This window comes from Gracilibacillus sp. JCM 18966 (assembly GCF_055392695.1).
This window is the reverse complement of sequence record NZ_AP043883.1, coordinates 607,545-633,854: the sequence shown is the minus strand read 5'-3', so window position 1 is coordinate 633,854 and position 26,310 is coordinate 607,545. Positions and strand designations below refer to the sequence as shown.

Here is a 26,310-nt window from a genome sequence, read left to right as displayed (position 1 = left end):
AAAGTATAAGAAAAGCTAACGCATCCGCTAAAGGATGACCGAATGCGAGTTTTTCTAATGTATTATTTAACTAGGTGTCTCATAAATATAGCATTCCTTCATAATTATATAAAAAGCTTGTCTAGATGGAGGAATAGTATGGTGAAGAGAATCATCATTTGTGTTGTTTTGCTGGGGATGTTAGGCTATGCGGTTTTTTCTTTTATAACGGATGGAGAAAATGAGGCTAGAAACCAAGAGGAACAACAAGAGTTTGGCTTAGAAGTAGGGAAGGTTGCCCCCGATTTTGAACTGCAAACGATGAAGGGCGAATTTGTCCAGCTATCCGATTACCGCGATGAGAAAGTTATGTTGAATTTTTGGGCAACATGGTGCGTGCCGTGTCAAAGGGAAATGCCTGACCTTGAGAAGTTATACCAAAATACGGACATCAAAATACTTGCGGTTAACCTAATCGAAACGGAGACCAAATATGATGATATATTAAATTTTGCAGAAGACAATAGTTTAACCTTTCCAATTTTATTAGATAATGGTGAACAGGCAACCGATTTATATCATATTCTTTCCGTTCCAACTACTTATCTTATCGATGAAAAAGGAGTTATTCAATATCGCGCCTTCGGACAAATAGATTATGACACCATGCTGAAAGAATATAAAAAAGTAAAGGGAAGTTCTTAACAGATGGAAAGGAGATTGCACAGGCGATCTCTTTTCTTTTTTGGTATATAATGAAAGAAGAATAATGAAAAGGATGGATTGGATGAAAAAATATATTTTTCTACTTTTGACTGTAGCAATAATAATGGTTGTTTTCGTTATAAATAATACCCATGCACAACAAGACCCTAATGTAATATACGTAGCAATTAATGGAGATGATCATAATCCTGGAACAAAAACAGAGCCTTATCAATCACTCGATAAAGCTGCCTCAGAGGCGGAACCTGGAACAACTGTCTTGATACGAGAAGGTACCTACCATGAGAAACTCAAGATTCAACATAGTGGAACAGAAGAAAATCCCATTACTTTTAAGCCATACGAGCAGGAAAAGGTTGTCCTTAGTGGCAAAGACATCAAAGATATAGAAGAAGATACATCGATGGTGACGATAAAGGATAAAAGCTATGTTACCATAAGTGGATTAACCATTCAGGACTTGCAGACAGACTCTACAGCAACCGTTATCGGCATTTACGTAACTGGCTCCAGTAGTCATATTACCTTAGAGAATAATCATGTAAGACGTATCGAAACAAATGCCGAGGATGGAAATGCCCATGGAATAGCGGTATACGGAACAGAGGCCATGACAGATATAAATATTTTGAAAAACAAAGTGGAGGAGCTTAAGCTTGGCTCAAGTGAATCTGTCGTACTTAATGGAAATATTGATGGTTTTACGGTCGAGGATAATCTAGTTCGCCGTAATGACAATATTGGAATTGATTTAATTGGTCATGAAGGAACTGCAAATGATCCAGAAGCGGACTATGTAAGAAATGGTGTCGTAAAAAATAATGAAATATATGAGATATCGTCTTATGGTAATCCAGCTTATGGAGAGGATTATAGTGCTGGCGGAATTTATGTGGATGGTGGAAAAAATATTACGATAGAGCAAAACACGATTTATCAAAGTGATATCGGTATTGAAGCAACCTCTGAACATGCAAATCAATATGCGGATAATATTCGTATTATAAACAATATCGTGTATGAAAATTTTTACACTGGGATATCGATTGGCGGTTATGATAAGCTACGAGGAGGAACTATTCATTCAACCATCACCGGTAATGTCCTCTATCGAAATGATACGAAGGGTCTAGGCGGGGGACAACTTCAATTACAACATGATACGAAGAACAATGTGATCGAGAAAAATATCTTGACCGCTGGACCATCACGGATATTTATCGCTAACTATTTTTCTACTAATGAAGATAATCAGCTTATAAAAAATGTGTTTCATAAGGAAGAAGGAAAAGATGGGATCTGGATATGGAAGGAGCAAGAATACATCTCTTTTGCTGCCTTTCAAAAGGCTTCTAATAGTGATGAAAACTCCGCTTACTTGGACCCAATGTTCGTAGATGAAGAGCAATATGATTTCAGGCTAGAGGAAGATTCACCTGCAAGAAGAATTATCGAATAAGTTTTATAATAGGTAAGTAAGAAGAAAGGAAGTATTCAACGATGAGTAAAACGGTAGTAATTGCAGAAAAGCCTTCTGTTGGTCGTGATATCGCACGTGTTTTAAAATGCAATAAAAAGGCGAACGGCTATATGGAAGGAACCCAATATATTGTTACATGGGCACTTGGCCATTTAGTGACATTAGCTGATCCAGAGGCATATGATCAAAAATATAAAACATGGAAGCAAGAAGATTTACCAATGCTCCCAGATCGACTAAAGCTAGTCGTTATTAAAAAGACAGGCAAACAATTTCAAACAGTAAAATCACAACTCATCCGTAAAGATGTGAAAAATATAGTAATTGCAACAGATGCTGGTCGTGAAGGAGAGCTAGTAGCACGTTGGATTTTGGATAAGGTGCGAGTAAATAAGCCTATCAAAAGATTATGGATTTCCTCTGTTACCGACCAAGCGATCAAACAGGGCTTTCAACAGCTCAAACCAGCAAAACAATATGATAACTTATACCATTCTGCTGTAGCAAGATCGGAAGCCGATTGGTATGTTGGACTTAATGCGACACGAGCATTGACAACAAAGTTTAATGCTCAATTATCAAGTGGTCGTGTTCAAACACCGACCCTTGCAATGATCGCAACAAGAGAAGCAGAAATTAAGCAATTCAAACCACAAACTTTTTATCAATTAAAAGCAAAAACCGATGACGGTATTACTCTAACATGGAAAAATCCAAATGGAGAGTCAAGAATTTTTAATGAAGACAAGGCCAAGGGTCTTCTTGAAAAATTGAAAAATAATGATTTGAATGTAAAAAAATTGGAGAAAAAGCAGAAAAAAACGTATGCGCCGACATTATATGATTTAACCGATCTACAACGAGATGCCAATCGTATTTTTGGCTTTTCAGGTAAGCAAACATTGTCCATTATGCAGAAGCTATATGAGCAGCATAAAGTCCTAACATATCCAAGGACGGATTCTAAATATATCTCAACAGATATTGTGCCAACATTAAAAGAGCGTGTGGCAAGCTGTGGTATAGGTCCATATAGTGTCGTAGCTACTAGAATTAAAAAACATCCGATTAAAGCAAATAAGTCTTTTGTGGATAATCAGAAGGTATCTGATCACCATGCGATTATTCCAACAGAAGAACCAGTCTACTTGTCCAAGCTCAATGATCAGGAGCAGAAGATTTATGATTTAGTGATTAAACGTTTTTTAGCTGTATTGCTACCGCCTTTTCAATATGAGCATATTCAATTAACAGCAGAGATAGCTGGAGAAACCTTTACAGCAAGCGGGAAAAATGTGATCAATCAAGGTTTTAAAGCAGTATATGATCATAAGGAGGAAGACCAAGAAGATGATCAACTTATTGCGAATATCTCGGATAATCATGTATGGAAGAAGCCGAAACTCACTCTTACACATGGTGAAACTAAACCACCGGAACGTTTAACAGAGGGTACATTACTACATGCAATGGAGAATCCAGCGAAATTTTTACAAAAAGATGAAAAACATGCATCCAAAACATTAAAGGCAACAGGTGGTCTAGGAACAGTTGCCACAAGAGCAGATATCATTGAGAAGCTGTTCAATACCTTTTATATCGAGAAAAAGGGAAAATATCTCTATCTAACCTCTAAAGGTAAGCAGATATTACAGCTAGTTCCAAGCGATTTACGCTCACCATTATTAACTGCAGAGTGGGAAGACAAGCTTGCCCAAATTGCCAATGGGAAGCTAAAAAAGGATGCCTTTATTCAAGAAATTAAGTCCTATACAAAGGAAATAGTCCAACAAGTGAAGTCAAGTGATGCGAAGTATAAGCATGATAATATGACAGGGACGAGATGTCCGAACTGTGGAAAGCTCATGCTTGAGGTTAACGGAAAAAATGGACGCATGTTAGTTTGCCAGGATCGTGAATGTGGAGAACGCAAGATGATTGCGAAGAAGACAAATGCAAGATGTCCAAATTGCCATAAACGAATGGAGCTCCGTGGAAAAGGCGATGCCCAAACCTTCTCCTGTGTATGTGGCTACCATGAAAAACTGCAAGCATTCCAGAAAAGAAAAAATAAGCACGGTCAGAATAAAGCAACGAAACGAGATGTTAACAAATATTTAAAAAAACAGGATGATGGATTTGCGAATACAGCACTTGCAGATGCATTGGCAAAATTGAAAGATAAATAAAAAAAGTGGAGAGAAAGGAAAAATCCGAACGTTAATACTTCTGCACGGAAACTGCTCGGTCAAAATACTTTGCTTTTACCAATAGGGCATAAGTCAACATCTACTCAAGTAAACTTTAGCAGTGTTTCTTTTACAGTGGCCACGGCGATCTGCTAACTTTGCAAAGTGGATCTTCAGCTCGTGCTATTCCTACAGGAGTCTACGTTATTTTGACTACGCTCAGTCAGAAGATTGTTCGGATTATCATTCTCTCTATTTAGTTTTGTCCCTCTTCTTATTTGAAAATATGATCTATTTGATCAATTTCTGTTTGTGTAAGCTTCACATCTAAAGTATTTAAGTTATTTTTTACTTGTTCTACTCGTTTTGCTCCAGGTATAATAGCATCAATACTATCACGCGTTAAATACCATGCAAGAACTATGTGTGCAATCTCCGTTCCTTTTGCTTCAGCTAACGGTCGTAATTCCTCTACCTTTTTCAAATTCGCTTTGAACGCTTCTCCTTGAAATAGAGGATCATTGGCACGTAAATCATCGAAAGTGGTGTTCTCATCATATCTTCCGCCTAGTAGACCGGACGCTAGTGGGAAGTATGGGACAAAGGATATCTGATTTTCTGCTGTGTAAGGAAGTAATTCTTTTTCAGCTTGACGCTTAAAAAGGTTATATTCTGATTGCAATACATCAACATATCCATCACGATTAGCATCCTTAAGTTGTTCGATAGAAAAATTGGAAACACCAATACTGCGAATTTTTCCTTGATCCTTTAATTCCTTTAACGCACCGACGGCTTCAGCTTTAGGTGTATCTTCATCAGGAAAATGGATATAAAAGAGATCGATATAATCCGTTTGGAGTCGATTTAAAGCATCATCCACAGAAGCTTTAAGAAACGCAGGAGAATTATTAAGTTTTGTCTCATCTTTTACGATTTCGTGTGCTGCTTTTGTTGCCACAACAAAATCTTCTCGGTGTCCATGCTCTTTTATCACCTGACCAATTAATTCCTCTGAACGCTTAGGGCCATAGATAAAAGCAGTATCGATAAAATTCATGCCATTTCGAATGGCTTCTCTCACAACCTCTTTTCCTTGTTCTTCATCTAGGTTGGGATAAAGGTTATGACCACCTACTGCATTTGCACCTAAACCAATCGGGTTAACATATAAATTGGATTTTCCTAATTGAACCTTTTTTGTCATAGATCACCACTCCTTTTTAAATCTACGACTATATTATCAAAGCAATTATTAGAAGAAAATAAAATTGCTTGAATGATAAGGATAAAAAAGCATAACGTTATACTGTACAGTTTTTTTCCTATCCATTATAATAGCAATGAGGTGATGATATTGGGAAGGTATATAAAATAGGAGAATTATCTAAAATATCAAATGTATCAAAACGTACCATAGATTATTACACGAAGATGGGTTTGTTAGAATGTGTAAGATCGGATGCGAATTACCGACTTTATAAAGAGACAGCAATGGAAGATCTTCAATTTATTGAAAAGTGTAAACAATTGCATCTGCCATTAGAACAAATCAAGCAAAAACAAAAATTACTTAAAAACAATGAAATGGCCACTGAGGACATTTTAGCTCAAGTAGAACAACTCAAGATGAAAATGAAATTCTTGAAGCTTGAATTGGAAGAGATGTATGAAATAATAGATAACATCGGTGATGAAAATATGAAAATGAAAACAAACATTCAGTCACATTCATCCGATTTAATGAGAACATTAGTCTTATTTTCAAATTAACTTATGTAATCGATGTTAACCGCTTACATAAAATTTTTAATAGGAGAGTGGATTTTTTTGGACGATATACCCCTGAGTTCGATTATTTTATTGACGACATTAATCTTCATGTCAGCTTTCTTTTCTTCAGCAGAAACTGCTTTTTCAAGTGTGAACAAAATTAGACTCAAAAACCTTGCAGACGAGGGCCGTGCTGGAAGTAAAAAGGCACTGCATATGGCAAGCCATTTCGACAATACTCTATCTACTATTCTAGTTGGGAATAATATTGTCAATATTGCAGCTTCCAGTATATCTGCAACGATAGCTAATGAGGTATTTGGAGGGAATTTAGCATTAGTGATCAGTACAGTACTGATGACAATACTTATCCTCATATTCGGTGAAATATTACCAAAATCATTAGCAAAAGAGCATGCTGAGACCTATTCCTTGACGATATCTGGCATTCTATACTTTTTAATTAAATTGTTGACACCTGTTAATTTCTTATTTTCACGGTTAAAATTACTCATATCCAAGCTTTTTGCGAAGGGAGATCCACTTCCTTCTGTAACGGAAGAAGAGATTAAGGTAATGCTAGATATAAGTGAGGAAGAAGGAGTTATAGATAAAGAAGAAAGGCGATTACTCCATCGGTCAATGGATTTTGATGACACGATTGCTGGAGAAATACTGACACCTAGAATTGACATGATTGCCATTAATGTGGATCAATCGATAGAAGAAATTAAAAATATTTTCTTCAAGGAGCGTTTCTCACGTATTCCTGTTTATGAAGAAAGTATTGATAATATTATAGGTATCTTATCGGAAAAAGAATTTCTAACTCATTTAGTAAAATATCATGATGTCAATATTAGAGAATTATTAAGAGAGCCTCTTTTTGTAGTGGAATCTGTGAAGATTTCTTCTGTTTTACCACAGCTACAAAAGGAAAAGGTGCACATGGCGATCGTATTAGACGAATTCGGTGGGACAGCTGGGCTCGTAACTCTGGAAGATGTTCTAGAAGAAATTGTTGGGGAAATCTGGGATGAGCAGGATGAGAAGGTTCACTCTATTATTCGAGTCAATGAAAATGTGTACAAATTCGATGCACAATACCAATTAACCGATTTTGCTGAATCGCTTAAAGTCCCAACACCCGAAAGTTCCTATCACACAATTGGTGGTTGGGTTATTGAGAATCTGGAAGCAGTCCCGAAAAAAGGAGATACCTTTGAATACGAAAACCTAAAGGTAAGTGTAGAGGAAGTAACGAATAGAAGGGTTCGCAAAGTGAAGATCGAAATCCTCGAAAATCAAAAGGAAGCAAGTAGTACGTTTGTAGAAAACAACTATCTGGAAGGAATACAGTAAATGAAAGAGGCTGGGACAAAACCCAGGTAAATAGAAATTACGTGGCACCGACACTAAGCATAGTGAAGGTGTCACGTTTTTTAGAATTGCTACAAAATTTAGGTAAAACAAAATGGACACCCTTTGATAGAATTAAAGTGACCAAACCATAATCCAGAAAGGATGTCCTTATGTTTAAACATTATACCATGAATCAAGTTGTTTTGCCTTTAGATTTAGAAGTTAAATTACGAGAAAGTGATATTGCTTTTGCCATCAATGAATTAGTGGAAAGCATTCCGGAGGAAGCGTTCAAGGGTTTACTTCGAAAAACTGGTTGTCCTGCTTATCATCCTCGAATGTTGCTGAAGATAATCTTATGCGACTATACGCAGTCTGCTTTCTCAGGAAGAAAGATGGAAGCGATGTTAGCAGACAGTGTTCGAATGATGTGGTTAGCTCAAGGTCATGAACCGAGTTATCGTACAATCAACCGATTCCGTTCCAATCCCTTAGTTGAAGAATTACTGAGGGACTGCTTTGTTCAATTTCGTTCCCATTTAGTCAAAGAAGATTTAATTGAGGAAGAAGCTGCGTTTGAATAATATAATGAGTGAGGCAAGCTAAACGAACAAAGTTAGTAGAAATCCCCAATGTTTAAATAGTTGGGGATTTTTTCTGCATATGAACAAAATCATCTTGCACAAGTGCATAATTTGTACTATAGTTAAAATACATATTCTATTGTAATTTTTTCCACATACTAATAAAATACTACTATGAAAGATCTACTGTTATTTTTCCTCAGAGTGGATGTCAAGGGGTGGCAAAGGTGAAGAAGAAAAACGTCTATCTTCTTTTCACAGATACGGGAACTTTTTTCTCTAGAATCATTAATATATGTACCAAATCTACATTAAATCACGCATCCATTAGTTTTGATAATGAATTAAGAGAAGTCTACAGTTTTGGTAGAAAACGACCATATAATCCATTAATTGCCGGATTTGTGAAGGAAAATCTACGAACACCATTTTTTTATCAAGCAAAATGTGCAATCTATCAATTATCTATTACAGAAGATATGTATGAGCTATTGTTTAAAAGAGTGAAACAAATGGAGCAGGAAACAGATGCATATCGCTATAATTTATTAGGACTAATCGGTGTTTTACTTAATTTAGAGTGGCAGCGAGAGCATGCGTTTTTCTGTTCGGAATTTGTAGCAACCGTTCTACGAGAGGCTGGCATTTATACGGAGGAAAAGCCGGCATGTCTAACTCGGCCACAAGATTTAAAAGAATGGCGAGAGCTAAAGCTCATCTATCATGGAGATTTAATAAGATATTTAGCACAGTATGAAATACCTTTCCTAGAAAGTATTTATAGTTAGAGAAAAAAGCGGGGGAGCTTAGCTCCCTCGCTTTTTTCGCAAAAAAAATCCAGAAGTCGCAAAAAAAATCCAGAAGTCGCAAAAAAAATCCAGAAGTCGCAAAAAAAATCCAGAAGTCGCAAAAAAAATCCAGAAGTCGCAAAAAAAATCCAGAAGTCGCAAAAAAAATCCAGAAGTCGCAAAAAAAATCCAGAAGTCGCAAAAAAAATCCAGAAGTCGCAAAAAAAATCCAGAAGTCGCAAAAAAATCCCCAATTTCGCAGTCGACACTAAAAATAAGCCTCAAGTCTTAGCCAAGTTATATCTACAGCCAGTTATGAAAAGAATGGAGACAAGCTATCATAAGAGTATGGAAGGAGGGAACGCAAATGAAAACATTTTTACTCATTTGTTTAGGCGTGATTGCAGCCTTCGTGTTGCTTGCAAACGTCGGTCCAATAATCATGCTCTTGATTAGTGTAGCGATTGCTTACTATGGAGTAAGAAAATTCATACTAGCTGAAACAACAGGGAAAAAAGTGTTATGGGCATTTGTCATATTGATTGGTGTTTCTATGTCACTCTCTAATATACCTGCTTTAATCGGTATTGTTGCATTAGTGGTGTTATATTACACCTATAAAAAATGGAAACAAGAAAAAGAAAATACTTATTATAACGATGATTATTTAAACTGGGACAAGCTTTAAAATAATAAGGAGGAAGATAAAATGGCAAACTTATTAACTCGTATAAAGGATTCTGTGATGGCAGACTTACATGAACTAATGGATCAAAAGGAAGAAAAAAATCCAATCGCACATGTGAACCAATACATTCGCGAATGTGAGCAAGAAGTGAAAAAAATAAAACGATTGGTTGAAAAGCAATATGAAATTAAGCAAGACATTACTCGTGAATGGAACCAAGCGAAATTAATGGTCGAAAAACGCAGACGACAATACGAATTAGCAGAGCAAATGCAAGAAGAAGAATTAGCAAAAGAAGCAAAGCAAGAGCTTGATCAATTTGAAGCTAGAGTAGCGCATTTAAATAAGATGCAGGAAAAAGCTATCAAAGATTTAGAAATGCTGGAAACACAATATGTCCAAATGAAACAAAAGCTAAAAGATCTATATGTCAAACGATTAGAACTTAAAAGCAGAGAAAATATCGCACGTACAAAGCAAGGGATGAACAAAGTGCTTGAAACAGAGCTAGTATCCAAGAGCGCTTCCAAATTCGCTGAGCTTGAAAGCTATATTGAACGGATCGAGCAACGAGTACAAACCGAATACCGTTTGCATACATTAGATGCTCGCTTTGCTGAACTAGAAAAAAAGGCTTCTACTTCTAACTAAAAACATGCTATGCTAAAAAGGTGCAGTGTGATCGCTGCACCTCTAATCTATTGAGATAAAAGATGGAAATGACAGGGGGCTGCTTTATATGGTAAACAAAACACGAATAGATTGGATACACATCCTTTTCATTATTGGCTGTGTTTTATTTGCGATAGAATTCATCTTTATTAATCCTGGTCACCTGTTTACCCTCTTATTATCGGGCTTTGCTATTTATTTTGGAAAACGATCCTATCATAAAATGAGCGGTAAAACGATCTTTTGGGGTGGGGTATTTTTTCTTTTTATTACCATCATAGACACCTTCGCAGTACGTTTTATTATATTAGCAATTATTTTTTATATTGCTTGGAGCTGGTATAAAACAAAGAAAGAACCGAAGCAATATCATCTTGATAGCTCACTTTTTGAGAATGTAGTAACAGAAGGAAAAGTCTTCTGGAATAAATGGTTTGGAAAATATGATAAAAGTAGTCAACCTTATGCATGGCAGGATATGAACATCCAATCTTTTGTTAGTGATATATCGATTGACTTAAATAATACAATGCTACCAAAAGAAGAATCGACCGTAATTATCAGGCAGCTAGTAGGAAATGTACGGATTATCGTTCCTTATGATGTAGAGGTATCAATTGATCACTCTGTTTTATATGGGGAAATACAGGTTTTCGAGCATAAAGAGAGTAATGCTTTTAATCGAAATATTCAAATGCAAACAGACCATTATCATACTTCTTCCCAAAAGGTAAAGATTTACACCCAGGTTCTAATCGGAAAGCTTGAGGTGATAAGAGGATGAAGGTTTATAGTCGTTTAATTGCTACCATAATAGTAGTTACGTTTATTTTCTTACTATTGCTGAGCACCTTATTTTTTCTTGCCTTTCCGTTAGACAATTTACGATCCTTATGGACAGAGAAGGTATGGGAAGTTCCATTTCTGATTATAGTACCAACCATCACGATATTATTTGGCATACTTGTGGGTGTCATAGTAGCCTATGTTGTTAACAAACGAGTTAGGTTTCTTGAACAAAGCTTATCCTTAATACTAAAAAATCAAACTTTCACTGATGAGAAGGATTTTGATGAAATCCATTCTGTTCATGAAAAGCTAAAAGAAGTACAGGACTATATTCAACAGCAAACGAAGCGTGCCCAGAAGCTAATTGAGGAAAGAGCGAAGGATCAAGAGGATACGATAAACCAAGTAATCTCTGAAGAAAGAAACCGTCTAGCCCGAGAACTTCATGATTCGGTTAGTCAAGAGCTGTTTGCTGCGTCCATGCTTGTCTCCGCAGTAAATGCGAGCAATCATCAGGAAAACGCCACTATGACGAAACAGCTAAGTCAAGTCGAGGCAATGATTCAACAAGCACAGTTAGAAATGCGTGCATTACTATTGCATTTGCGCCCTGTTCTATTAAAGGACAAATCATTAAAAGAGGGTATGGAGCAGCTTTTGCAAGAATTAAGGGCAAAAGTGCCAATGGAAGTTACATGGAAGCTGGAGGATATTCAAGTAAATAAAGGAATTGAAGATCATCTGTTTCGAATTTTACAAGAGGGTGTTTCCAATGCTTTAAGACACTCTAAAGCAAGAAGTATTGATACACTATTAATAGAAAGAGATGGCTTTGCCATATTGAAAATAGAAGATGATGGTATCGGATTTAATATAGAAGAAAAGCAAGCAGGCTCCTATGGAATTATTAATATGCAGGAGAGAACCGCGGAAATTGGTGGTTACTTCCGTATCATTAGTATTCCAGAGAAAGGAACAAGGATAGAGGTTCGTGTGCCGATGATAGAGGAGGAATAAAATGATTAGGGTCTTATTTGTCGATGATCACGAAATGGTCAGAATTGGAGTGAGTGCTTATTTATCGACACAGGAGGATATTGATGTAGTAGCAGAAGCGGATAATGGCATAAAAGCGGTAGAACTAGCTTTAGAATTACGCCCTGATGTTATTTTGATGGATTTAGTGATGGAGGAAATGGATGGGATTGAAGCAACAAGCCATATTATGCAACAATGGCCAGATGCAAAAATTCTCATTGTGACGAGCTTTATCGATGATGATAAAGTATATCCAGCATTAGAAGCTGGGGCAACAAGTTATATATTAAAAACCTCCAAAGCTGAGGTAATCGCCCAAGCAATCCGAGATACCTATAAAGGTGAGAGTGTGTTAGAAAAAGAGGTAACAACAAAGGTTATGGCAAATATGCGGAAACAACGGACCAATAGGCTTCATGATAGTCTTACGAATCGAGAAATGGAAATATTATTACTAATTGCTCAAGGCAAAACCAATCAAGAGATTGCCGACGAGCTATTTATTGCATTGAAAACAACAAAGGTCCATGTGAGTAACATTCTGAGTAAGCTAGAGGTACAGGATAGAACACAAGCGGCAGTGTATGCCTATCAACATGGAATCATTAAATAAATTGGTTTTCATGGATGAAGGAGAGGGGTGGAACTTCAGTGGGGAAATGTTGCCCACTGAAGGCGGTTGAACAAGGTTAAAGCCCCAATGTTTCGTTTGGTACTTTAAAACGGAAGGTTATCCTGTCATTTTCCAAATCGAATTGTTGTGCCCTTACTCGAAAATTACTCTTTAATTCCATTTTGGTTAAGGCTAAATAGATGCTTTCCTCCTTTGGATGGATAGTAACCCAATCTGGTGTATAGACACGTTCATTTACGTATTTTAAAATTTTATCCTTTGGTAAACGTAATAATCCTAACGACATTTCACTAGCCTTAAGAATAATATCTCCATTATCCTGTACTTTGGGATCAAAGGTAATACTTACAGGGACCTCTGTAGAAAAAGCCTCAATTGCTCCCATTAAATGTACTTGGTCGTCAAAGCTCACCGCATATTTATCATTTTTATCTTTTAATAGCTTATCAATATACGCATTTACAAGCTCTGTTAAGTTTTCCTTACTTGATTGAATCGTAAATTCTGCACCGGGATCTTCTTCAATATATTCCTTACTAGGATAAGAGGCATTAGGTACTGGCCATAAAATAAACACAATCAGTAATAATACTATAATCCCGTTTAGAATCGCTAACGAAATAAAAAGTTTTTTCCAGTTAATGAGTAGTTTCTCCTTCAAGTTATCACCTTCTAATTATTGGCCGAATCCTCTAAATCGCTTTTTAAATAGGATAATACCCGATTAGCAATTAATTGGTAACCGCGTGTATTCGGATGAAAATTATCCTCGGCTAGAAGATTCTGTGATCTACCTTGATAAATATCTTGCATTGGGATAAAAGTAGCCTGCTCAAATTGGCTAACTACCTGCTTACTTTCAGTATTCCATTGAGTCATAATTTGATCCAATGCTTTGATATCACTAAAATATTTTTCAAATGGATTAAATAGACCTAATAAATATATTTTGGCATTTGGTTGTAATGCTTCAATTCTTTTTAGTATTTGCTCTAACCTATCTCCATACGGTTCTTTTTCTTCATTAAAAGGTTCCATTGTCAAATTCATAAAATTATCTTTTAATATTTTCATTACATCGTTCGCTCCAATAGTAATCAGAACCATATCTGCTCCTTTTATAGAATCGATTACTTCGTCCTCCTCCTGTAAACGTTGGAGCAGTTGATCAGTCCGGTTTCCTCTCTTGCCGAAATTATCGATGGTGACCTTTACCTCCTGGTTATCGAGACGCTCTTCAATAATTCCCACATAGCCACCATTTTCTGTTTCATCTCCTACACCTTGTGTGAGAGAATCCCCAATCGCAACAATATCCGTATCCTTTTTAAAAAATTGGATGGCATCTATCACGACATCTTTTACTCGGTCACGAATCTCTTTAGGAACCGATGTTTCTTCTGGACTTTCTGCTTCTACGGCATCTTCTGGCTCCGTATCCGCTTGGTCTTCTTGTGTGGTACCATCTTGTAAAATTACATCCTTTTCCTTATCTATAATAAAAATAAAGGCGATAATTAAGCCTATCATTATCGTTATGCTTAGGCCTAATAAAATTCTTTTTTTCATCCAAAACACCTTCACTCATCCAATAGTTACAATTCGCTATACTAATCTTATACCCAAAAAATACGCGAATCACACATGGAGCTTGTATTGTTAAAATATGCAAGTGGAAAGAAGAACATGTTAAAAAATACGATAAAAGGAGCATTAATGAGGGGGTTATCGCTCATTCTCCTTGAAACTTGGAAACAAGCAGAGATTCTTAAAACATAAAGAAACCGTGAATCCGGTAAAAGAAAGGATTCACGGTTATATATTATTTATCTTGGGGAGATAAATAAACGATAATTAGGGAGAATCACGAATTATTCTCCACGGCGCAAGCGGTCTGCTTCACTAAATGGGCAACGATTTTCGACAATGATCGTTCCATTTGCTTGTGCCTTATTTACAACCTTTTCATTAGCTGCATCTCTAAACCAAATAATTTTTGCTTGGTCAGAGACTTCTTCTACTTTACTTTCATCTGCTACAAAAGCAATATCAATTTCTTCCTCAATATCGGAAAGTTTATTCACAGTTTTTAATCCATACAGAGAATCGTCTGTATTACTTACAGGAATGACTTGGTAACCTAATTTTTTCAGGTTGGTTATCGTTTGTTCTTTGTCTTGATCATAACCAAGTATTGCGATGGTTTTCGGTCTGATGCCACCATCTTCTCTAGCGAATGGTGAGGATAATGCCCATGTAATGGCCTTATCCGCATCTACCTGGATGGTAGGCTCTGAATTTGTTGCCTTAGCAATAGCTTGGTCTAAATCGTTAATAATATCTTCAGCTGTCTCAATACCAACAGATAAGCGTACTAATTCTTCAGTAACACCAGAAGCTTTTAATTCTTCTGCATTTAATTGCTGGTGAGTGGTAGAAGCAGGGTGAATAATGAGTGACTTCGCATCCCCTACATTTGCTACATGTGACCATAGTGTAATGTTATCAATTAAGTTGCGACCAGCTTCACGGCCACCTTTAATACCAAAGACGATAATAGAACCAAAATGGTTGCGTAAATATTTCTTCGCAAGTTCATGGGATGGATGATTACGAAGACCTGGATAAGCTACCCAATCGACTTGTGGGTGATTTTCTAAGTATTCTGCAACAGCTTTCGTATTTTCACTGTGACGAGCAATGCGTAAATGCAATGTTTCTAAACCTTGTAAGAAATAAAAGGCATTTTGTGGACTTAAGCATGCACCAATGTCACGAAGTAATTGTACACGTAATTTAATGGCAAAGGCAGGTGCGCCAATATCAATACCGAAGCGAATTCCATGATAGGTTTCATCAGGTTCTACAAATCCAGGGAACTTATCACTGTTCCAGTTAAAGCGACCACCATCAACGACAATACCACCAATTGTAGTACCATGGCCTCCGATCCATTTTGTAGCAGAATGGACAACAATATCTGCTCCCCATGTAAGAGGTTTACAAACAAATGGTGTAGCAAAAGTATTATCGATAATTAAAGGAATACCATTTTCATGGGCAATATCTGATACTGCCTCAATATCTAAGATGTTGAGGCTTGGGTTGGTTATGACCTCACCAAAGATTGCTTTCGTTTTAGAAGTAATAGCATTTCGAAAGTTTTCAGGATCCGTTCCATCAACAAATTTTACGTTTATACCATACTTCGGTAATGTCTTATTAAATAAATTATAAGTACCGCCATATAGGTTGCTGTCCGCAATAATTTCGTCTCCTGAATTTGCAAGGTTGAGAATGGCAAGTGTAATAGCTGCCATACCTGATGCTGTGGCAACCGCTGCCACACCATCCTCTAATTGAGCAATGCGTTGTTCAAAAGCATCTATTGTAGGGTTCATAATTCTGGAATAAATATTTCCAGGCTCCGCCAGAGCAAATAAATTTTGAGCATGCTCTGTATCATTAAAAACGTAAGAAGTAGTTTGATAGATTGGTACGGTTCTTGAATTAGTTGTTGGATCTACTTGCTGTCCTGCGTGCAATAGTGCCGTTTCCGTTCCTGTTACATTAAATGAATGTGTCATGAAATTTCCCTCCAGAAAGATTATTTTTTAAAAATAAAAAACCTCTTCTTAAGCTAAGAAGAGGTTCGTGTCCTGATCATCCTCCTCTTATCTATCAGGTCCATACCTGTAGGAATTAGCACCTTTTCAAATGGATGTTCCATTGACGGTTGCCGGGCTTCAACGGGCCTAGTCCCTCTGCCACTCTTGATAAGAGTTTCTGTATGTAATTAATTGTTTTCTATTATATCGGATAAAAATTTTGTCGTCAATAAAAATAAAATGAATTTTCTGAATAACGAGGGTTCCTGCTTCCCTTTGTTCTAACGATAGCCCATTACTTTCGAAAATTAGACGCATACACTATAAAAAGAATGGGAAAAGGAGGATAAGTATGGAAAATCGCAATCAACCGAATCATAGTGTATCTCGTTTTGGAGAACATTTTATTAAGAAGCTCGATGCCTTTTTATACGATAAACCAGCGAACAATGTGATGAAATCGATTGATCAATTTTTTGAACAGGCGAGAGGTCCAGAGAGAATTCCGGTAGATGTCTTGGAAACAGATGAAGAGTGGCTTGTGAAGGTTGAATTACCTGGAATTAAAAAAGAACAAATACAAATTAACTTTTTAGGGAATCAACTAACTATTGATATTTCTCACAAGCATGAAACCGAACAGGTAGATCAAACGTATCATTATTATCACAAAGAACGTAAAGAGTTTCGAAATCGTAGAACCGTCACACTACCATATGTAGTGGATAAAAGGACCGCGAAGGCATCCTTTTCAGAGGGGATATTAAAAATTTGGGGACCAAAGCTAGAAGCTGATCAAAATACAATGAACATTGATTAAGCTAATAGTCACTGTGCTATTAGCTTTTCTATAAATGTGCTATATTAAAGAAGGGTTAGCTAATGAGAGAGGAGGGGCCACATGGGTATTGTACAACTTATAATTAGCTTTATTTTAATTTTTAATATTATATTATCACTTACTATTGTTTTTTTAGAGAGGAAAAATGCAACTTCAACCTGGGCATGGGTAATGGTCTTAACCTTTATTCCAATTGCAGGCTTTATTTTATATCTTATATTTGGAAGAAAATTAAGCAATAAAACTATATTCACTTGGGACACCAAAAGTAAATTAGGGGTAAAAACAGCTGTTCAACAACAGTTGAGGGAGATTGAGAATAAAGAGTTCCGAGTCAATGATCCACGCATGCATCAGTATGAAGATCTCTTTTATTTACACTTAAGAAATGATGATGCCATATTTTCCCAAGACAATGATGTTACAGTATTTACAGATGGGAATCGCAAATTTAATTCTTTAATAGAGGATATTGAGAAGGCAGAAAATCATATTCATTTGCTTTATTACATTATGCGCTCCGATCAACTAGGAAGGCGGTTAGCAGATGTATTAATGAAAAAGGCAAAGGAAGGAATCGAAGTAAGGGTCCTATATGATGATATGGGATCGAGGAAATTTAGTAGAAGGCTAATCCGTGAGATGCGCAGAGCGGGAGCCGAAGTAGAAGGGTTCTTTCCTCCTCTTATACCAAAGCTAAATTTTAAAATAAATCACCGTAATCACCGCAAATTGGTGATCATTGATGGGAAAATTGGTTATATCGGTGGCTTCAATATTGGTGATGAGTATCTTGGTGTTGATAAACGATTTGGCTATTGGCGAGACACACATTTACGGATTATTGGTAGTGCAGTTAAGCATATGCAAACACGTTTTATTTTGGATTGGAACCAAGCATCTCGGCACGACATCGAGTATGATGATAAGTATTATGCGGCCAAATCTGCTGGCAAAGTTGGGATGCAAATTGTATCAAGTGGACCTGATTCTGATTGGGAACAGATTAAGCATGGCTACATTAAAATGATCATGTCTGCGAAGGATTATGTTTTTATTCAAACACCATATTTTATTCCAGATGAGAGCTTGTTAGATGCGCTTAGAATTGCTTCATTATCAGGGGTAGATGTCCGGATTATGATACCGAATAAGCCAGACCACCCTTTTGTATACTGGGCAACCTATTCCTATATTGGAGAGTTACTCGAAGCAGGGGCAACTGTTTATATTTATCAAAAAGGGTTCCTCCATGCTAAAATGATTGTAGTAGATAGTAAAATTGCCTCCGTTGGGACTGCAAATATTGATGTAAGAAGCTTCCGATTAAATTTTGAAGTAAATGCCTTTTTGTACAACGAAACACTTGCGGAAATGCTAGTAGATGAGTTTGAAAAGGATATGGAGCATGTATCCCAGTTAACCTATGCATTATATAAGAAAAGGACGAAATGGATTCGTTTCAAGGAATCCATCGCACGACTTATTTCACCTATTTTATAGATATACATAGTTAAGCTGGAACGATTCATTTAGTTGGTAGGCGATAAAGAACTTGACAATAGTCAGGTTCTTTTCAGTAGAAAGGGTGACAAAAGTGCGTGGTTTAAAGGTGGAAGGCTTAACCAAGACATATGGAGAAAAGGTTTTATTTGATCATATATCTTTTTCGGTTGCGGAAAGGGATCGAATTGGGTTGATCGGGGTAAATGGTACAGGAAAATCAACCTTGTTAAAAGTGTTGGCAGGTAGCGATACCGCAGAGGCTGGTATGCTTGACCACCCGAATGATTATCAAGTCGAATATCTAGATCAAGATCCAGATTTGGATAAAGATTTAACCGTGCTTGATCAAATATACTACGGTCATTCTCCAATGATGGAGACATTACGAAATTATGAAAAAACAGTCCTTGCATTAGAGGGTAATCCGGAAAGTGAAGTTCTGCAGCAAAAGCTTCTAAAACAACAAGAAAAGATGGATGTAGGGGAAGCTTGGGATGCGATGACAGTTGCTAAAACGGTATTATCGAAATTAGGTATTTCCTCATTAAATCAAAAAACAGCAGAGCTTTCTGGAGGACAAAAGAAAAGAGTAGCCATTGCAAAAGCGCTTATTCAACCAGCAGACCTGCTTATACTAGATGAGCCTACTAACCACCTAGATAATGATACGATCGAGTGGTTGGAGGAATATCTACCCCAATATCAAGGTGCTGTCCTAATCGTCACACATGATCGGTATTTCCTTAATCGAATTACCAATCGAATATTTGAACTAGATAGAGGTAAGTTATATGTTTATCAAGGTAATTATGAGCTTTTTCTAGAGCAAAAGGCACGAAGAGAAGAAGAGGAGCATCAAGCTGAACAAAAGCATCAAAATCACTTAAAAAAGGAAATTGCATGGCTAAGAAGTGGAGTAAAAGCACGAACAACGAAGCAAAAGGCAAGAATCGATCGTGTGGAAAAGATGAAAGAAAGAACCTTCGAGACCGATAAATCGGAGCTTCAATTCCAAATAGGTTCCAAAAGATTAGGAAAAAAGGTAATCGAAGCAAAGGATTTAGCCAAAAGCTATGGAGATAAGCTTTTATTTCATCACTTCAACCTATTATTGAAGCAGGGAGATCGGATTGGTATTGTCGGCCCAAATGGAAGTGGTAAAACAACCTTATTAAATATATTGGCAGGAAAAACAGAACCAGATTACGGCAGTATAGAAGTAGGTGAAACAGTGAAGTTCGGATACTATACTCAGGATCACCCTCCATTGGATGAGAATACGAAGGTCATTGATTTAGTTCGAAAGGTGGCAGAGGTCGTACATACCATTAGTGGGGATGTCATAACAGCAGAACAAATGTTAGAGCGATTTTTGTTTCCTCGATCACAGCAATGGACATTGGTCCAGAAGCTTTCAGGTGGAGAGAGGAGAAGACTTTATTTATTAACGATTTTAATGCAAGAACCGAATGTTCTTTTCTTAGATGAGCCTACTAATGACTTAGACACAGAAACTCTTGCTGTAATGGAGGACTACTTAGAGCTATTCCCAGGTGTTATGCTAACGGTGTCGCATGATCGCTATTTCCTGGACAAAACGATAGATCAAGTCATTGCCTTCACAGGAGATAAAGAATTAACTCATTTTTATGGGAATTATTCCGAATTTCGCGAAAGGTTTGATTCAGAGAAACAAGAGGTAAAAAAGGAAAAAGTAGATAAAAAACCAACTAGGCGAAGAAGAAAAAAATTATCCTACCACGATCAAAAGGAATGGGATACGATTGAAGAGGATATAACTAAGCTAGAGGAAGAGTTGAATGCAATGGAACTAGAAATTGCCGAAGCTGGTAGTGATATTGAAAAGATCCAACCATTATTTGATAAGCAGAAAGAGCTAGAAGTTCTGCTTGAGCAAAAAATGGAGCGTTGGGAAGAGCTTTCCATATTAGTAGAACAATTAGAGGAGGAATAAAAATGGCAGACAAAAACATGTTAGAAAAGTACGCAGAGCTTGCATTAAAGACAGGAGTTAATTTGCAGAGAAATCAGGCACTTGTTATTAATTCATCTATTGAAGGGGCAGATTTTACTAGAATAGTGGCAAGAAAAGCTTATGAGCATGGAGCAAAAAATGTGCACATTAATTGGACGGACGATGAGTTAACATTATTGAAATTTAAGCATGCTTCAGAAGAAGTATTAACCGATATTCCTAGGTGGCAGGTAGAAAAGCATTTATCCTTTGCTAAGGAAGGTGCTGCACTTCTCGCCATACGTTCTACCAATCCTGATTTATTAAAGGATATTGACCCAGCGAAAGTTGCCAAAGCGAATAAAGCAAGTGCAGAAGCAATGAAGGAATTTCGTGGTTATACGATGAATGATCGGATTCCATGGTCTATCATTTCCATTCCAACAGGGGACTGGGCGCAAAAGATTTACCCAGACAAGTCAAAAGAGGAAGCAATAGAAAGCTTATGGGAAGAGATTTTTAAAATTGTCCGTGTAGATCAAGACGATCCAGTAGCAGCATGGGAAAAACATAATCAATTATTACACGAAGCGAGGGCCTACTTAAACAAAAAAAATTATCGTGCATTAGTATTTAAATCAGAAGGTACAGATATTCGATTTGAGCTACCTCAAGGTCATATTTGGAAAGGTGGAGCAGCTGAAACAACGGAAGGTATTGCCTTTAATCCAAACATGCCAACGGAGGAGGTATTTACAGTTCCTCATAAGTATGGAGTAAATGGTAAAGTAACGGCGACGAAACCGCTGGTGTATGGTGGAAACAGGATTGAGGGATTTAGTCTAACCTTTGAAAAAGGAAAAGTAGTTGGTTTTGAGGCAGAGCAAGGCTATGATACGTTAAAGCATCTACTTGAAACGGATGAAGGGGCATCTCGTTTAGGGGAGTTAGCACTTGTCCCTCATGCTTCGCCAATCTCACAATCTGGCTTAATTTTCTATAACACATTGTTTGACGAAAATGCATCTTGCCATATTGCACTAGGTAAAGCCTATCCGACGAATCTAAAGGGTGGTTCAAAAATGAGCGATCAGGAATTAGATGAACATGGTGTGAATGACAGTCTAACACATGTTGACTTTATGATAGGATCTGCGGATTTAGATATTGATGGGGAAACGTACGAAGGGAAACTAGAACCAGTATTCCGTCAAGGCGCATGGGCGCTCGATTTTAATGAATAATTAGGAATGGGAAAGAGTAGTAAATAAGGAGAAATCCGAACATTCAAATTTGTGTATTGTGACCGCTTTGTTATTGTTTCCTATACAATGAGCCGCGGTCTGCTAACTTTACATAGGGAATACTATGCAAGGCAAGCTTTTTCCACGGAAGACTGTTTATTTGAACTATACTCAGTCAAGATGATTGTTCGGATCCTTATTCTCGCTATTTCATTATATCCCAGTCTTACAGCTTACCATTTTTAATAAGTGCGGCACGAATCTCCTCATAAGTATATTCTTCAGGTAATGCCTCCTTTAATTCCGACAAGCGTGGCTCCTCTCTTTTTTTGTATATAGCCAATATTTTTTGTTCATTATCAGGAGAGACAAAGATGGACCAATCCAATTCCTTCCCTTTTTTACCTGCTTCCATTAAATGCTTGACAACTGTTTCCTTCGCAATCTCTCTTTCATTAGCAATTTCCTCAATCTTCATCTTCTTTTCAGTGAACAGCTGATAGCTTATGAAGAAGCTAGGAGTTTTTTCTAAAGGATTGCCTCTATTTTTTGAAGAATAGTCGGTGATTACTTGTAAAAACATTTCTCCAAATTGGTCATATTTTTTCTCCCCTACTCCATGGATCGCAAGTAATGCCTGTTTTGATTGAGGGATTTTTTCACTCATTTCGGTTAACGATTTATCACTAAACACGACATATGGTGGCACTCCTAAGTCATCTGCCAATTGTTTCCGAAGCTTGCGCAGCTCATTAAATAATTGTTCATCATAGAATCGAGTCTCACGCTTTTCTACCTTTGTTACTTGAATAAATACAGATTCTTCTCCTTTAAGTACCTTTAAAGCACGTTTTCCTAATTTTAATAGAGGATAGCGCCCCTCTTCTGCTATAAGATAATTTTCCGCGACTAAAAAATGAATGAACTCTATTAAATCTCTTTCCTTATCCTTGCTTAGCAAGCCATAAGTAGACAGATGGTCAAAACCGAATTGTTTTACCTTCTTGTCATTCGAGCCTTTTAATACTTTGGCAGTCATACTAGCACCGAAACGCTCTCCCATTCGTTTTACGCAGGAAAGAACCATTTGTGCCTCCTTCGTGCGATCTACCTTTTCTCTATCATCTAAACAATTTGTACATTTCCCACAGTCCTCGATTTGGTTGGGATCCTTAAAATAATCTAACACAAAACGCTGTAAACATTGATCGGTATGGCAATAATTGATCATTGCTTGAAGCTTTCCATATTCCTTTTTCTTTTTATCCTCTACCATATCAGATTGCTCTATCAAATATTTCTGTGTTTGGATGTCTTGACCAGAAAAGAGTAAAATACAATCACTTGGAGCGCCATCTCGTCCTGCACGCCCAGCCTCTTGATAATAGCTCTCCAAATTTTTCGGTAAGGCGTAATGAATGACATAACGTACATTAGATTTATCAATCCCCATTCCGAATGCATTGGTTGCCACCATTATCGTTGAATCATCTTGAATAAAAGCATTTTGTGCTTGTTTTCTGGCAATTTCACTCATTCCAGCATGATACTTACTAACTTGGAAGCCTTTTTCCTTTAAGAACAAATAAAGCTGGTCTACCTGTTTTCTTGTGATTGCATAGATAATACCAGATTCATCCTTATGTAGTTTTGCAAAATCTTCTATATAAGTGGAACGAGCCTGCCCCTTTACAATTTGAAACGTCAAATTATTACGACCAAATCCTGTGTTCACAACATGCTGGTTGGGAACATTTAACAGCTGCTCTAAATCGTGAATCACTTCTTTGGTAGCGGTAGCCGTCAATCCGACTAAAAGCGGAAGATCCTTTAACTGCTTGACTTGATCGACTACTGTACGATAGCTTGGTCTAAAATCATGCCCCCATTGGGAGATACAATGAGCTTCATCAAAGGCAATTAATGAAAGAGAGATTTGATTCAAAGAATGGATAAATGCATCAGAATCAAATCTTTCAGGTGCTACGTATACGAATTTATACTTACCTTGTCGTAATGCTTCCATTCTGTCTTGGTATTCCTCTTGATTTAATGAACTATTGATATAGGTTGCTTGTATACCTAGTGCAGATAATGCGTCCACTTGATCCTTCATAAGTGAAATAAGTGGGGAGATAACTAAAGCAGTACCGTCAAATAAAAGTCCTGGTATTTGATAGCAAATCGACTTTCCGCCACCAGTTGGCATAATTGCAATGGAATTTTTCCCTTCGATTACTTGCTTAATAATTGTAGCTTGGCCTGTTCGGAAGGATTCATAGCCAAAATAAGATTTTAATAATTTTGTTGCGTTCTCTAGCATAAAATACAACTTCCCTTATTGAAAAATATTTTTCTTTCTATCATAACATTATTATTGCATCTAAAGAAAAAAACAGATAATCTATATAAACGAAATAAAATGTTAAACTATTTTGTCTCCTTGAGTGGAGAAAATGAAGATAAGGAAGTACCTCATCAATCGCATTTATGAAAAGAGGAATTAATTATGATAGATTCTTTATTATTAGTATTTATGATTATCGCCATCTTAGGGGTGGGCTCTCAGTGGATAGCTTGGAAATTCCAGCTTCCAGCTATTGTAGTTATGTCTATTGCTGGACTATTAGCAGGACCTTTTTTAGGTTTAATTAATCCAGAGCAACAATTTGGAGATTTGTATCGTCCGTTAATTTCTATAGCAGTTGCCATTATTTTGTTCGAAGGTAGTCTTAATTTGAATTTTAAGGAATTGCGTGGATTAGGTAAACCAGTTTTTCGAATAGTAACATGGGGCGCCTTTATTGCATGGATTCTTGGGTCATCTACAGCGCATTTTGTTGCAGGCCTGTCTTGGCCAGTGTCGTTAGTAATAGGTGGGATCTTTATTGTTACTGGACCAACAGTTATCTTACCTCTTTTAAGGCAATCGAAATTAAAGCCAACACCTGCAAGGATACTAAAATGGGAAGGAATTGTAGTAGATCCATTTGGTGCATTACTCGCTGTCTTCGCATTTGAATTTATCCTATTTTTAATGTCTGATGGCCGAGACATCACCTCCTTGTTAATGTTCCTTTTAGCCTCTTTATTTGCGGTAGTTCTAGGATATTTGTTTGGGAAAACGGTTGGTTGGATGTTTGAGTCTGGGTATATTCCAGAATTTCTTAAATCGCCTGCAGTGTTCGGAGCAGTGATCGCCTGTTTTACGATTGCTGATGAAGTAAAGCACGAGACGGGGTTACTTGCTGTAACAGCAATGGGTATTACCCTTGCCAATATTGGTATTTCCTCTATTAGAGATATGAGGCATTTTAAAGAAAATATCTCTATATTATTAGTATCTACTGTATTTATTTTATTAACATCTTCTTTAACGATGGATACTTTAAAGGATGTCTTTCGTTTAGAAATTATAGGGTATGTTCTATTGATGCTTTTCGTTGTAAGACCATTGTCCATCTTTTTGTCTACTATTGGATCCGGACTCTCTATTCAGGAAAAAACATTAGTTGGTTGGATAGCTCCAAGAGGAATTGTAGCATTAACCGTTGCAAGTTATTTCGCATCCGTGTTGGAGGATGAAGGATTTCCTGGCGCTTCTGTTGTATTACCATTAACCTTTGCATTAGTTTTTTCAACGGTTTGTGTTCATGGATTTTCGATAGGTTGGCTTGCGGAGAAGCTAGACCTTTCTTCTAAAGGCAACCCTGGTGCAATAATCGTTGGGTCGAATCGTCTATCTGTCGCACTAGCAAAAGTCATGGAGGAGTTAAAGATCCCTGTCTTAGTAGTCGATTCATCATGGGATCGTTTGTATACAGCAAGAAGGGCGGGAGTTAATCACACTCATGAAGAAATCTTATCCGAACAAACGGAGTATATGATTGATTTCACTCCATATGATTATTTGATTAGTGCAACAGAATATGATTCTTACAATGCATTGGTTTGTTCTACTTTTATTCCGGAATTTGGACGAAAAAATGTTTATCGATTACCAAGACAAAACCATAGTGGGGATCAGTTGGATGATCTTGATCATACCATTGGTGGGGCAGAATTATTTAGACCAGCGGAAGGTGTCGAAACATTAAAATTCAAATTAGAAAGTGGTTATGTTTTACGAAAAACTACGATCACCGATCAATACAATTTTGATGATTATTTGGTTGATCGTGACAGGGAAACAGTATTACTCTTCGTGTTAAAACAATCGAAACAAATTGCTTTCTTCAGAGAGGATGCCGAAATTAATGTCTCACCTGGTGATACCGTTGTGAGCTTAACACCTCCAAGCAAAGAATTCTTTAAAATCAAAGAGAAATTAGTGGAGAAACGAGAAGAACAAACAGGAGAAAAAACAAAGGATAATAATTGAGATAAAACCCAGACCTTATCGATAAAATGGAGGGAAGGTCTGGGTTGTTTTAT

21 protein-coding genes, 1 pseudogene and 1 riboswitch are annotated in these 26,310 nt (G+C 37.0%); of the genes and pseudogenes, 17 read left to right on the top strand and 5 right to left on the bottom strand.

Annotated elements, in window-relative coordinates; all coding sequences use genetic code 11:
- Positions 1–138: 138 nt before the first annotated feature.
- The 3 genes from ACZ5N5_RS02835 to ACZ5N5_RS02825 all read left to right on the top strand — a co-directional run bounded on the left by ACZ5N5_RS02835 (position 139) and on the right by ACZ5N5_RS02825 (position 4,374).
- On the top strand, positions 139–684 hold the full coding sequence (locus ACZ5N5_RS02835) for a redoxin domain-containing protein (RefSeq protein ID WP_464373229.1): 546 nt from the start codon (positions 139–141) through the stop codon (positions 682–684).
- 82 nt (positions 685–766) lie between these two features.
- Complete coding sequence (locus ACZ5N5_RS02830) at positions 767–2,164, top strand: DUF1565 domain-containing protein (protein ID WP_109985465.1); 1,398 nt, start codon at positions 767–769, stop codon at positions 2,162–2,164.
- Positions 2,165–2,205: 41 nt separating this feature from the next.
- Entirely contained in the window at positions 2,206–4,374 is a 2,169-nt protein-coding gene (locus ACZ5N5_RS02825; RefSeq protein ID WP_464373228.1) for a DNA topoisomerase III, read from the top strand.
- Positions 4,375–4,648: 274 nt separating this feature from the next.
- Here ACZ5N5_RS02825 and ACZ5N5_RS02820 read toward each other — a convergent pair whose 3' ends face one another.
- Complete coding sequence (locus ACZ5N5_RS02820; protein WP_054861659.1) at positions 4,649–5,581, bottom strand: aldo/keto reductase; 933 nt, start codon at positions 5,579–5,581, stop codon at positions 4,649–4,651.
- Positions 5,582–5,730: 149 nt separating this feature from the next.
- Here ACZ5N5_RS02820 and ACZ5N5_RS02815 point away from each other — a divergent pair, with 149 nt between their 5' ends.
- The 9 genes and pseudogenes from ACZ5N5_RS02815 to ACZ5N5_RS02775 all read left to right on the top strand — a co-directional run bounded on the left by ACZ5N5_RS02815 (position 5,731) and on the right by ACZ5N5_RS02775 (position 12,681).
- The gene (locus ACZ5N5_RS02815; protein ID WP_109985463.1) at positions 5,731–6,147 is read left to right on the top strand and encodes a MerR family transcriptional regulator; all 417 of its coding nucleotides are present in this window, start codon (positions 5,731–5,733) and stop codon (positions 6,145–6,147) included.
- A gap of 57 nt (positions 6,148–6,204) precedes the next feature.
- Positions 6,205–7,509, top strand: coding sequence for a hemolysin family protein (locus tag ACZ5N5_RS02810; RefSeq protein WP_464367604.1), 1,305 nt, complete (start codon positions 6,205–6,207; stop codon positions 7,507–7,509).
- Between the two features lie 170 nt (positions 7,510–7,679).
- Positions 7,680–8,087: pseudogene (locus ACZ5N5_RS02805) on the top strand (transposase); the annotation flags it as partial.
- Between the two features lie 233 nt (positions 8,088–8,320).
- Entirely contained in the window at positions 8,321–8,881 is a 561-nt protein-coding gene (locus ACZ5N5_RS02800; RefSeq protein ID WP_054861661.1) for a hypothetical protein, read from the top strand.
- Positions 8,882–9,248: 367 nt separating this feature from the next.
- Positions 9,249–9,569 carry a lmo0954 family membrane protein gene (locus ACZ5N5_RS02795; protein ID WP_054861261.1) on the top strand — a complete coding sequence of 107 codons (321 nt, stop codon included), beginning with the start codon at positions 9,249–9,251 and terminating at the stop codon, positions 9,567–9,569.
- 21 nt (positions 9,570–9,590) lie between these two features.
- Entirely contained in the window at positions 9,591–10,220 is a 630-nt protein-coding gene (locus ACZ5N5_RS02790; RefSeq protein ID WP_054861260.1) for a PspA/IM30 family protein, read from the top strand.
- Between the two features lie 88 nt (positions 10,221–10,308).
- Entirely contained in the window at positions 10,309–11,025 is a 717-nt protein-coding gene (gene liaF, locus ACZ5N5_RS02785; RefSeq protein ID WP_464372416.1) for a cell wall-active antibiotics response protein LiaF, read from the top strand.
- Positions 11,022–12,047 (top strand): sensor histidine kinase, encoded by a 1,026-nt coding sequence (locus ACZ5N5_RS02780; protein WP_109985460.1) that lies wholly within the window; start codon positions 11,022–11,024, stop codon positions 12,045–12,047. Before liaF ends, ACZ5N5_RS02780 begins: the two co-directional genes overlap by 4 nt.
- Before the next feature lies 1 nt (position 12,048).
- On the top strand, positions 12,049–12,681 hold the full coding sequence (locus ACZ5N5_RS02775) for a response regulator (protein ID WP_054788599.1): 633 nt from the start codon (positions 12,049–12,051) through the stop codon (positions 12,679–12,681).
- 76 nt (positions 12,682–12,757) lie between these two features.
- Here ACZ5N5_RS02775 and ACZ5N5_RS02770 read toward each other — a convergent pair whose 3' ends face one another.
- The 3 genes from ACZ5N5_RS02770 to ACZ5N5_RS02760 all read right to left on the bottom strand — a co-directional run bounded on the left by ACZ5N5_RS02770 (position 12,758) and on the right by ACZ5N5_RS02760 (position 16,289).
- Entirely contained in the window at positions 12,758–13,363 is a 606-nt protein-coding gene (locus ACZ5N5_RS02770) for a YpmS family protein (RefSeq protein WP_277678660.1), read from the bottom strand.
- 11 nt (positions 13,364–13,374) lie between these two features.
- Complete coding sequence (locus ACZ5N5_RS02765) at positions 13,375–14,271, bottom strand: SGNH/GDSL hydrolase family protein (RefSeq protein ID WP_277678661.1); 897 nt, start codon at positions 14,269–14,271, stop codon at positions 13,375–13,377.
- Between the two features lie 302 nt (positions 14,272–14,573).
- Positions 14,574–16,289, bottom strand: coding sequence for a PLP-dependent aspartate aminotransferase family protein (locus ACZ5N5_RS02760; protein ID WP_109985457.1), 1,716 nt, complete (start codon positions 16,287–16,289; stop codon positions 14,574–14,576).
- Between the two features lie 84 nt (positions 16,290–16,373).
- A riboswitch (SAM riboswitch) is annotated at positions 16,374–16,485 on the bottom strand.
- 177 nt (positions 16,486–16,662) lie between these two features.
- On the opposite strand from ACZ5N5_RS02760, the gene ACZ5N5_RS02755 reads away from it, so the two are divergent.
- The 4 genes from ACZ5N5_RS02755 to ACZ5N5_RS02740 all read left to right on the top strand — a co-directional run bounded on the left by ACZ5N5_RS02755 (position 16,663) and on the right by ACZ5N5_RS02740 (position 21,876).
- Complete coding sequence (locus tag ACZ5N5_RS02755) at positions 16,663–17,130, top strand: Hsp20/alpha crystallin family protein (RefSeq protein WP_277678663.1); 468 nt, start codon at positions 16,663–16,665, stop codon at positions 17,128–17,130.
- An 81-nt stretch (positions 17,131–17,211) separates the two neighbouring features.
- Positions 17,212–18,654 carry a cardiolipin synthase gene (cls, locus tag ACZ5N5_RS02750; protein ID WP_109985455.1) on the top strand — a complete coding sequence of 481 codons (1,443 nt, stop codon included), beginning with the start codon at positions 17,212–17,214 and terminating at the stop codon, positions 18,652–18,654.
- Positions 18,655–18,748: 94 nt separating this feature from the next.
- Complete coding sequence (locus tag ACZ5N5_RS02745) at positions 18,749–20,632, top strand: ABC-F family ATP-binding cassette domain-containing protein (RefSeq protein WP_464373227.1); 1,884 nt, start codon at positions 18,749–18,751, stop codon at positions 20,630–20,632.
- A 2-nt stretch (positions 20,633–20,634) separates the two neighbouring features.
- Positions 20,635–21,876 (top strand): aminopeptidase, encoded by a 1,242-nt coding sequence (locus ACZ5N5_RS02740; protein ID WP_464373226.1) that lies wholly within the window; start codon positions 20,635–20,637, stop codon positions 21,874–21,876.
- A gap of 226 nt (positions 21,877–22,102) precedes the next feature.
- On the opposite strand, the gene recQ is transcribed toward ACZ5N5_RS02740, so the two are convergent.
- Positions 22,103–24,199 carry a DNA helicase RecQ gene (gene recQ, locus ACZ5N5_RS02735; protein ID WP_109985452.1) on the bottom strand — a complete coding sequence of 699 codons (2,097 nt, stop codon included), beginning with the start codon at positions 24,197–24,199 and terminating at the stop codon, positions 22,103–22,105.
- A gap of 186 nt (positions 24,200–24,385) precedes the next feature.
- On the opposite strand from recQ, the gene ACZ5N5_RS02730 reads away from it, so the two are divergent.
- Positions 24,386–26,257 (top strand): cation:proton antiporter, encoded by a 1,872-nt coding sequence (locus tag ACZ5N5_RS02730; protein WP_464373225.1) that lies wholly within the window; start codon positions 24,386–24,388, stop codon positions 26,255–26,257.
- Positions 26,258–26,310 lie beyond the last annotated feature (53 nt).

Excerpts from the sequence above, each read along its gene's own strand:
- ACZ5N5_RS02835 (WP_464373229.1), top strand. The coding sequence starts at position 139 with ATGGTGAAGAGAATCATCATTTGTGTTGTTTTGCTGGGGATGTTAGGC.
- ACZ5N5_RS02830 (WP_109985465.1), top strand. The coding sequence starts at position 767 with ATGAAAAAATATATTTTTCTACTTTTGACTGTAGCAATAATAATGGTT.
- ACZ5N5_RS02825 (WP_464373228.1), top strand. The coding sequence starts at position 2,206 with ATGAGTAAAACGGTAGTAATTGCAGAAAAGCCTTCTGTTGGTCGTGAT.
- ACZ5N5_RS02820 (WP_054861659.1), bottom strand. The coding sequence starts at position 5,581 with ATGACAAAAAAGGTTCAATTAGGAAAATCCAATTTATATGTTAACCCG.
- ACZ5N5_RS02795 (WP_054861261.1), top strand. The coding sequence starts at position 9,249 with ATGAAAACATTTTTACTCATTTGTTTAGGCGTGATTGCAGCCTTCGTG.
- ACZ5N5_RS02790 (WP_054861260.1), top strand. The coding sequence starts at position 9,591 with ATGGCAAACTTATTAACTCGTATAAAGGATTCTGTGATGGCAGACTTA.
- liaF (WP_464372416.1), top strand. The coding sequence starts at position 10,309 with ATGGTAAACAAAACACGAATAGATTGGATACACATCCTTTTCATTATT.
- ACZ5N5_RS02780 (WP_109985460.1), top strand. The coding sequence starts at position 11,022 with ATGAAGGTTTATAGTCGTTTAATTGCTACCATAATAGTAGTTACGTTT.
- ACZ5N5_RS02775 (WP_054788599.1), top strand. The coding sequence starts at position 12,049 with ATGATTAGGGTCTTATTTGTCGATGATCACGAAATGGTCAGAATTGGA.
- ACZ5N5_RS02765 (WP_277678661.1), bottom strand. The coding sequence starts at position 14,271 with ATGAAAAAAAGAATTTTATTAGGCCTAAGCATAACGATAATGATAGGC.
- ACZ5N5_RS02760 (WP_109985457.1), bottom strand. The coding sequence starts at position 16,289 with ATGACACATTCATTTAATGTAACAGGAACGGAAACGGCACTATTGCAC.
- ACZ5N5_RS02755 (WP_277678663.1), top strand. The coding sequence starts at position 16,663 with ATGGAAAATCGCAATCAACCGAATCATAGTGTATCTCGTTTTGGAGAA.
- cls (WP_109985455.1), top strand. The coding sequence starts at position 17,212 with ATGGGTATTGTACAACTTATAATTAGCTTTATTTTAATTTTTAATATT.
- ACZ5N5_RS02740 (WP_464373226.1), top strand. The coding sequence starts at position 20,635 with ATGGCAGACAAAAACATGTTAGAAAAGTACGCAGAGCTTGCATTAAAG.
- recQ (WP_109985452.1), bottom strand. The coding sequence starts at position 24,199 with ATGCTAGAGAACGCAACAAAATTATTAAAATCTTATTTTGGCTATGAA.
- ACZ5N5_RS02730 (WP_464373225.1), top strand. The coding sequence starts at position 24,386 with ATGATAGATTCTTTATTATTAGTATTTATGATTATCGCCATCTTAGGG.